This is a genomic window from Streptomyces sp. NPDC059443, assembly GCF_042750105.1.
Classification (GTDB): domain Bacteria; phylum Actinomycetota; class Actinomycetes; order Streptomycetales; family Streptomycetaceae; genus Streptomyces.
This window is the reverse complement of sequence record NZ_JBHYVM010000018.1, coordinates 144,042-151,674: the sequence shown is the minus strand read 5'-3', so window position 1 is coordinate 151,674 and position 7,633 is coordinate 144,042. Positions and strand designations below refer to the sequence as shown.

Below are 7,633 nucleotides of genomic sequence, written 5' to 3'. Positions count from 1 at the left end.
TATCCAGCCCCGCCGGCGTTTGAGGCGCGGGGGTCCGGGGGCTGGCCCCCGGCGACGGCGCCGCACCCGGCTACGCCTCAGTCCCCCGGGAAATGGCACGCCACCTCACGGGACTCCGCGATCTGCAGGAGCGGGCGCTCGACCCGGCAGACGGGCTGGGCCTTCGGGCATCTCGGGTGGAAGGTGCAGCCCGGGGGTGGGGAGGCCGGGCTCGGGGGGTCGCCCAGGAGGACGATGCGTTCGCGGCGGCGCTCCGCCGCCGGGTCGGGGAGGGGGACAGCGGAGAGGAGGGCCCGGGTGTAGGGGTGTTGGGGGTTCTCGTAGAGGGACTTCTTGTCGCCGATCTCCACGATCCGGCCGAGGTACATGACGGCGACCCGGTCGCTCACCCGTTTGACGACCGAGAGGTCGTGGGCGATGAACACGTAGGCCAGGCCCAGTTCGGCGCGCAGCCGTTCCATCAGGTTGACTATCTGCGCCTGGACCGAGACGTCCAGCGCGGAGACCGGTTCGTCGGCGATGATCAGCCGGGGGCTGGTGGCGAGCGAGCGGGCGATGCCGATGCGCTGGGCCTGGCCGCCGGAGAACTCGTGCGGGTAGCGGTCGATGTGCTCGGGGATCAGCCCCACGAGGTCCATCAGTTCGGCGGACCGGCGGCGTGCGTCCGCTGCCGACCAGCCCTGGACCAGCAGCGGGTCGGAGATGATCCGGGCCACCGTCTGGCGGGGGTTGAGGGAGGAGTGCGGGTCCTGGAAGACCATCTGGAGGTGGCGGCGCAGGGGGCGCAGGGCCGGCTGGGAGAGCCGGCTGATGTCCTTGCCCTCGAACTCCACGCTGCCGGAGGTCGGTTCCAGCAGCCGGACGAGCATGCGCCCGGTGGTGGACTTGCCGCAGCCCGACTCACCGACCAGGCCCAGGGTCTGACCGCCCGCCAGGTCGAAGGAGACCCCGTCCACGGCGCGCACGGGCGCCCCCCGGCGCCCGGTCGCGGTCCGCTTGCCGGGGAAGGTCATCGTGAGGTCGCGCACGGAGAGCAGCGGCCGGTCGGCGGGCAGGGTCATCGGGTCATCTCCGCTGCGGTGCCGGCGTAGTGGCAGGCGACCGTGCGGGCCGGCCCGTCCCCGTACGCGGCGAGTTCCGGGCGCACGTCCGCGCAGCCCGCGCCCGCCTTCGGGCAGCGCGGGGCGAACGCGCACCCCGGGGCCGGGGCGAGCAGGGACGGCGGGGAGCCGGGGATGGCCCGCAGCGGCGCGTCGTCGGGGTCGTCGAGCCGGGGCAGCGAGTCGAGCAGGCCCCTGGTGTACGGATGGGCGGGGTCGGCGAACAGCTCGTCCACCGGGGCCTGTTCGGCGGCGCGGCCGCCGTACATGACCAGGACCTCGTGGGCCACCCGGGCCACCACCCCCAGATCGTGGGTGATCATGACGACTCCGAGGCCGCGCTCCTGCTGGAGCCGGGCGATCAGCTCCAGGATCTGCGCCTGGACGGTGACGTCGAGGGCGGTGGTCGGCTCGTCTGCGATGAGGAGTTCAGGTTCGCAGGCCAGCGCCATCGCGATCATCGCGCGCTGGCGCATGCCGCCGGAGAACTGGTGCGGGTACTCCCCCGCCCGGCGGGCCGGTTCCGGGATGCCGACCTCGCCGAGCATGTCGACCGCGCGCCGTTTCGCGGCGGCCCGGCCGGCCCTGAAGTGGACCCGGAAGTGCTCGGCGATCTGCTCGCCGATCGTGTAGTAGGGGTGCAGGCTGGAGAGCGGGTCCTGGAAGATCATGGCCATCTTGCGGCCGCGCAGCTTGGAGAGCTCCTTCTCGGAACTGGTGGTCAGCTCCTTCCCGTCGAGGGCGATGGAGCCGCCGATCTCGGCCCCCCGGTGCAGTCCCATGACGGCGAGGGAGGTGACGGACTTGCCGGAGCCGGATTCGCCGACGATCCCGAGGGTGCGGCCGGCCTCGACGGTGAAGCCGAGGGAGTCGACGGCGCGTACGGAGCCTCGCGGGGTGGTGAAGGTGACGCGCAGGTCGCGCACCTGGAGCAGGGGCGCCTTGGGGGTCTGCGGCGGCTGGGACGCTCGGGGCGGTTGGGATGTCTGGGGCGGCGGGGGCATCAGTACCTCACCCTCGGGTCGATGACGGCGTACAGGAGGTCGACGGCGAGGTTCGCGACGACGATGAAGAAGGCGGCGAGGAGGGTGACGCCGAGCACCACGGGCTGGTCCGAGCTCACGAGCGCCCCGTAGAACAGCCGCCCGATGCCGGGGAGTCCGAAGATGGACTCGGTGATGACGGCTCCGGCGAGCAGTCCGCCGAGGTCCATGCCGAAGATGGTCAGGATCGGGGTCATTCCGGAGCGCAGCCCGTGTTTGACCACGACGGTCCGTTCGGGCATGCCCTTGGCGCGGGCGGTACGGATGTACGGCTCGGCCATCGCCTCGATCATCGAACCGCGGCTCTGGCGGGCGTACATGGCGGCGTAGAGCAGGGCGAGCGCGGTCCAGGGCAGAGCCAAGTTGCTCGCCCAGGCCAGCGGGTTCTCGGTGAGGGGATGGTAGGCGGGGTAGGGCAGGAGTCCGGCGATGCGGATGACCCCGTAGATCAGCATCACGGAGGTGAAGTAGACGGGCAGGGAGGCGGCGGCGACCGCGCCGACCATGAGGACCTTGTCGGTGGCGGTGTCCTTGCGCAGCGCGGCGGTGACGCCGGCGCCGAGGCCGAGGACGAGCCAGAGGGCGGCCGCGCCCACGGCGAGGGAGGCGGAGACCGGGAGGCGGTCCATGAGCAGGTCCCAGACGGGCAGGGAGTTCTCGTAGGAGTAGCCGAGGCAGGGGAAGTCGCACTGCACGGCGTACTGGCCGGTGCCGAGGGTGCGGCCGGTGAAGATGCCGGTGAGGAAGTCGCCGAACTGGCGCCACAGGGGCCGGTCGAGCCCGAGGTACGCGCGTACGTCGGCCAGCCGCTCGGGGCTGCAGGTCTTTCCGCAGGCGGCCGCGGCGGGGTCGGAGGGGAGCACGTAGAAGATGAGGAAGGTGACGGCGGCGATGGCGAGCAGCACCCCGGCGAGGGCGAGCAGGCGGCGCAGGAAATAGAGGATCACGTCCGGGCGCCCCTCGGGTCGAGGATGTCGCGCAGGGCGTCGCCGAGGAGGGTGAAGGCGAGGACCGCGAGGAAGAGGAAGAGGCTCGGGATCACGAAGTACATGGGGTCGGTCTCGTAGAAGGCCACGGACTCGGCGATCATCTGGCCCCAGGAGGGGGTGGGCGGGCGGACGCCCACGCCGAGGTAGCTGAGCGCGGCCTCGGTGCTGATCATGCCGGGGATGAGCAGGGTGGTGTAGGCGATGACCGGGCCGGAGACCCCCGGGAGGATGTCGCGGGTCAGGATCCGCCAGGCGCTCGCGCCGCCGACGCGGGCGGCGTCCACGTACTCGCGGTGCTTGAGGGAGAGTGCCTGGCCCCGGACCACGCGGGCGACGCCGGGCCAGCCGAAGAGGCCGATGACGGCGGTCATGAGGAGGATGCGGTTGACGTCCTTGGCCACGGACAGCATCGCGATCATGAAGATGAGGGACGGGAAGGACATCGTCAGGTCCATCAGGCGGGACAGGACGGTGTCGGTACGGCCGCCGAAGTAGCCGGCGGCGATTCCGGCGGCGGTGCCCGCGACGACGACGATGGCGGTGGCGGCGAAGGCGATGAGGAGCGAGACCTGGGCGCCGTGGACCACCCGGGAGAACAGGTCCCGGCCGGTGACGGGTTCCACGCCGAGCCAGTGCTCGGGGCTGATGCCGCCGAATGAGCCGAGGGGCTGGCCGCCCAGGTAGGGGTCGATGGCGGACTTGTCGAACTCCTCGGGGGACCAGCCGCCGAGCGCGCCCAGCCAGGGGGCGGTGGTGGCCATCAGGACGAAGAGGAGGACGACGCAGAGGCTGACGCGGACGGCGGGGCGGCGGCGGAGTTCCCGCCGGGCGAGCTGCCAGGGGCTGCTGCCCGGGGGGACCTCCTTGACCGCCGCCGCGTCCGGGGCGTCCGGCGTGTCCGGGGTGTCCGGGGACGTGGCGGCGACGGAGGCGGTCATGTTCAGCCCTGGCCCTGGCTCTTGGCCGGGTCCTTGAGACCGATGGTGGCGTAGTCGAGCTGGCCCACCCAGACCGGGTGGCCGTAGGCGCCCGCGATGTTGGTGCCGACGAGCAGCGGCTTGCGCTCCAGCAGGACGGGGACGGCCGGGGACTTCTTCATGAGCTCGGCGTCGAGGTCGATCCAGGCCTGGTTGGCCTGCTTGGCGTCGGCCATGGCGTTGATCTCGTCGATCCGCTTCATCGTCGCGTCGTCGCGGAACTGCGAGTAGTTGCCCTGGTTGCCCTTGACCTTGATGGTGCGGCCGTCGAAGACGAAGGGCAGGAAGGTGGACCCGGAGGGGTAGTCGGGGCACCAGCCGCTGAGTACGAGGTCGGGCGCGGTGGTGGTGTCACCGATGACGTCGTAGTACGCGCCCGGGTCGACGGTGTCGATGACCACCTCGACGCCCGCGCGGGCCAGGCCCTGCTGGACGGCCTCCGCCTTGCCCTTGTCCCCGGTGGAGACGGCGAGGGAGACCTTCAGCTTCTCCTTGCCGGCGGCCTTGAGCAGGTCCTTGGCCTTGGCCGGGTCGCCGGACGGCGCGATCTTCAGGGTGTCGGCCTGCTTGCCGCCGGAGAGGGCCGGGGGCAGGTAGGCGGTGGCGACCTCGTTGAGGCCGGGGCCGCCGCCCGCGGTGACCACGGCGTCCTTGTCGAGGGCGTACTGCATGGCCTCGCGGACCTTCGGGTCGTCGAAGGGGGCGCGGGAGTTGTTCATCTGGAGCATCTCGGTACAGCCCTGGGACTCGGCCATCAGGCGCTGCTTGATCTCGGGCTTGGGCAGCACCTTGGGCGCGCTCTCGGGGCGCATGTTGGACCACTCGACGGTGGAGGCGTCGGCGCCCTCGGAGGCGATGATCCGGTCGTCGATCTGGCCGCCCTTGAGGCCCATGACCACGACGAACTTGTCCGGGTAGGCCTTGCGGACGGTGTCGGTCTTGGCGTCCCAGTGCTCGTTGCGGACCAGGACGAGCTTCTTGTCGCGGTCGTAGGACTCGATCTTGTACGGGCCGGAGGAGAACGGCCGGGCGTCGTACTGCGTGCCCTTCTCCTGCGCTTCGGGGACGGGCGCGAAGGTGGGGAGGGTGGCGGTGGCGGAGAACTCGGCGACGGGGCGCTTCAGTTCGAAGACGATCGTGCGGTCGTCGGGGGTCTTGACGGAGTCGAGGTGCTTGCCCTGGAGGGGACCCTTGTAGCCGTCGGTGCCGGCCAGGTACTGGGCCGCGTAGTCGGGGCCGCCGGTGAGGTCGGGGGCGAAGGAGCGCTCGACGTTGTACTTGATGTCCTGGGCCCTGATGGCCGAGCCGTCCTCGTACTTCAGGCCCTCCTTGAGGGTGAAGGTCCAGGTCCGGCCGCCGTTGGAGGGGGTGCCGAGGTCGGTGGCCAGGTCGGGCACGAGCTCACTGCCGCCCTTCCCGGGCTCGGCCTTGAAGGTGACGAGCGTGCGGTAGAGCAGCCGGGTCCCGAAGTCCATCGTCGGCATCACCCAGTTGCGGGCGGGGTCGAGGTGGGCGAAGTCCTGGTTGGACAGGACGGTGAGCGTGCCGCCCTTGACTGGGGTGCCGCCGAGGATCTTCCCGTCGTTGGCGGAAGCGGGATTGGAGGCACCCGCGCCCGCGGAGCCCTTCTTGGGGTCGGAGCAGCCCGAGGCGCCGAGTGCGAGTGCGGCCACCAGGGCGGTGGCAAGGGCGAGTTGGGTGCGCTTGGTCATGGGTCACTCCAGTGAAGGGCCGCGCTCTATGATGTGACCGGTAACATAGTAATGTGAAATTGTACTGACAAGGGGTTGGAGCCGCCGTTATCCAGCCGTGTCCAAATCCCTTGCCCAGAAACGACGTTGGGCGGCCACGGCCACATGGGCCGGGCCGCCCGTCGGATCCGGGAGGGCAGGAACAGGAACTACAGGCCCGAGCCCAGGCGACCCTTGGCGCGGCCTACCGGTTCGTCTCGGCCTTGGGCCCAGAGGGAGCGGACGTGGCCCAGGTGGCGGGTCATGCAGGCTTCGGCCGCCTCCGGGTCGCCCGTCAGCATCAGGTCGAGGAGCTCGATGTGCTCCTCGGCCGAGGAGACCAGCTTGCCGGCCTCGTCCAGGCCGGTCAGCCCGTACAGCCGGGAGCGCTTGCGCAGGTCGCCGACCGTTTCGACCAGGCGGTCGTTGCCCGCGAGGGCCAGCAGGGACAGGTGGAAGCGGCGGTCGGCCTCCAGGTACCCGATGAGGTTGTGCTCGCGGGCGCTGGTGACGATCTCCTGCGCGATCGGGCGCAGGGCCTCCAGCTGCTCGGGCGTGGCGATCTTCGTGATCCGGCCGATGGTCGGGACCTCGATCATCGTGCGCAGCTCGGTGTACTGGTCGAGGTCGCGCTCGCTGACCTCGGTGATCCGGAATCCCTTGTTGCGGACCGGCTCGACCAGGCCTTCGCGGGCCAGGTCGAGCATGGCCTCGCGCACCGGGGTGGCCGAGACGCCGAGCTCGGCCGCGAGGCCGGGGGCGGAGTAGACGCTGCCGGGGCGCAGTTCGCCCGCTATCAGGGCTGCTCGGAGCGCGTGGCCGACCTGGTCGCGGAGCCGCTCCTGAGCCTTGATGAGACTGTGCTGCTTCAGGTCACCCATTGCTTTTCCTCCGAGACCCTCGACATCGCCGACGAGGAGAGGAACAGCGTACAATGTCACGTTGCGCTTATTCCTCCCCCTCGGCGGCCTCGAACAGCGCGACCGCCACAGCGAGATCTTCCCAGGCCATGCCCACACTCTTGAAGAGCTGTGGACAACTCGCCGTTCCGCCCGCCGGAAGCCGGCCCGCCACCAAGTCGGCCAGGGTGCCGGTGATGTGGCCGGGCCCGATCGCCCCCTCCGCCTCCGGCACCAGCAGGTCCCCCGCCTCGCGCAGGGCCGCCGCCCGCGATTCCACGTACACGGCCGAGCGCCGGACCAGGGCCGTGTCCACCTCCCGGGCTTCCGGCTCGTGCGAGCCGACCGCCACGACGGTGGCGCCCGGGGCGATCAGCCGCCCGTCGAAAAGGGGTTCGCGGGCCGTGGTGCAGCAGACGACGAGATCCGCGTCGGCCACTTCCGCCGCCACCCCCGGCCTGGCCGGCACCCCCAGGTTCCGTGCGTGCGCCGCCAGCTTCTCGGCGCCCACCGCACTGGTCGGCGATCCCGACCGGGCCACGACCACCACCTCCGCCAGCCGCCGCATCGCCAGCACCGCTTCGAGGTGCCCGTAGGCCTGCGGCCCCGAACCGAAGAGCAGCAGCCGCAGCGGCCGGCCGTCCGGGACCAGGTGGCGCAGCGCGAGCGCCGAGACCGCCGGGGTGCGCAGGGTGGTCAGCGCCGCCCCGTCGAACAGGGCCAGCGGGCGCAGGGTGGGCCCGTCCAGGAGCAGGTACGTGCCGGTGATCCGGGGCAGGCCGCGGGGCCGGGGGGCCCCCCCCCCCGCCCCCCCCCCCCCCCCCCCCGCGGGCCCCCCCCCCCCCCCCCACCACCCCCCCACCCCCCCCCCCCCCCCCCCCCCCGGCCCGCCACC

General features: G+C 71.7%; 7 protein-coding genes (1 of these 7 running past the window's edge). All 7 read right to left on the bottom strand.

Annotation, left to right across the window (positions count from 1 at the left end; all coding sequences use genetic code 11):
* Nucleotides 1-77: 77 nt before the first annotated feature.
* Nucleotides 78-1,061, bottom strand: coding sequence for an ABC transporter ATP-binding protein (locus ACFXDJ_RS19425; RefSeq protein WP_384649607.1), 984 nt, complete (start codon nucleotides 1,059-1,061; stop codon nucleotides 78-80).
* Nucleotides 1,058-2,104, bottom strand: coding sequence for an ABC transporter ATP-binding protein (locus ACFXDJ_RS19420; protein WP_384649605.1), 1,047 nt, complete (start codon nucleotides 2,102-2,104; stop codon nucleotides 1,058-1,060). Before ACFXDJ_RS19420 ends, ACFXDJ_RS19425 begins: the two co-directional genes overlap by 4 nt.
* Complete coding sequence (locus ACFXDJ_RS19415; protein ID WP_384649604.1) at nucleotides 2,104-3,090, bottom strand: ABC transporter permease; 987 nt, start codon at nucleotides 3,088-3,090, stop codon at nucleotides 2,104-2,106. Before ACFXDJ_RS19415 ends, ACFXDJ_RS19420 begins: the two co-directional genes overlap by 1 nt.
* A complete protein-coding gene (locus ACFXDJ_RS19410) occupies nucleotides 3,087-4,070 on the bottom strand; it encodes an ABC transporter permease (RefSeq protein WP_384649602.1) in 984 nt (327 codons plus the stop codon). Before ACFXDJ_RS19410 ends, ACFXDJ_RS19415 begins: the two co-directional genes overlap by 4 nt.
* A 2-nt stretch (nucleotides 4,071-4,072) precedes the next feature.
* Nucleotides 4,073-5,821, bottom strand: coding sequence for an ABC transporter substrate-binding protein (locus tag ACFXDJ_RS19405; protein WP_384649600.1), 1,749 nt, complete (start codon nucleotides 5,819-5,821; stop codon nucleotides 4,073-4,075).
* Nucleotides 5,822-6,009: 188 nt separating this feature from the next.
* On the bottom strand, nucleotides 6,010-6,720 hold the full coding sequence (locus ACFXDJ_RS19400; protein ID WP_384849775.1) for a GntR family transcriptional regulator: 711 nt from the start codon (nucleotides 6,718-6,720) through the stop codon (nucleotides 6,010-6,012).
* Between the two features lie 67 nt (nucleotides 6,721-6,787).
* Nucleotides 6,788-7,633, bottom strand: partial view of an ornithine cyclodeaminase family protein gene (locus tag ACFXDJ_RS19395; protein WP_384849772.1) — the 3' portion only. It continues 300 nt past the right edge of the window; 846 of the gene's 1,146 nt are visible here — the last part of the coding sequence; its start codon lies beyond the right edge, outside the window — the gene reads right to left on this strand; the stop codon is at nucleotides 6,788-6,790.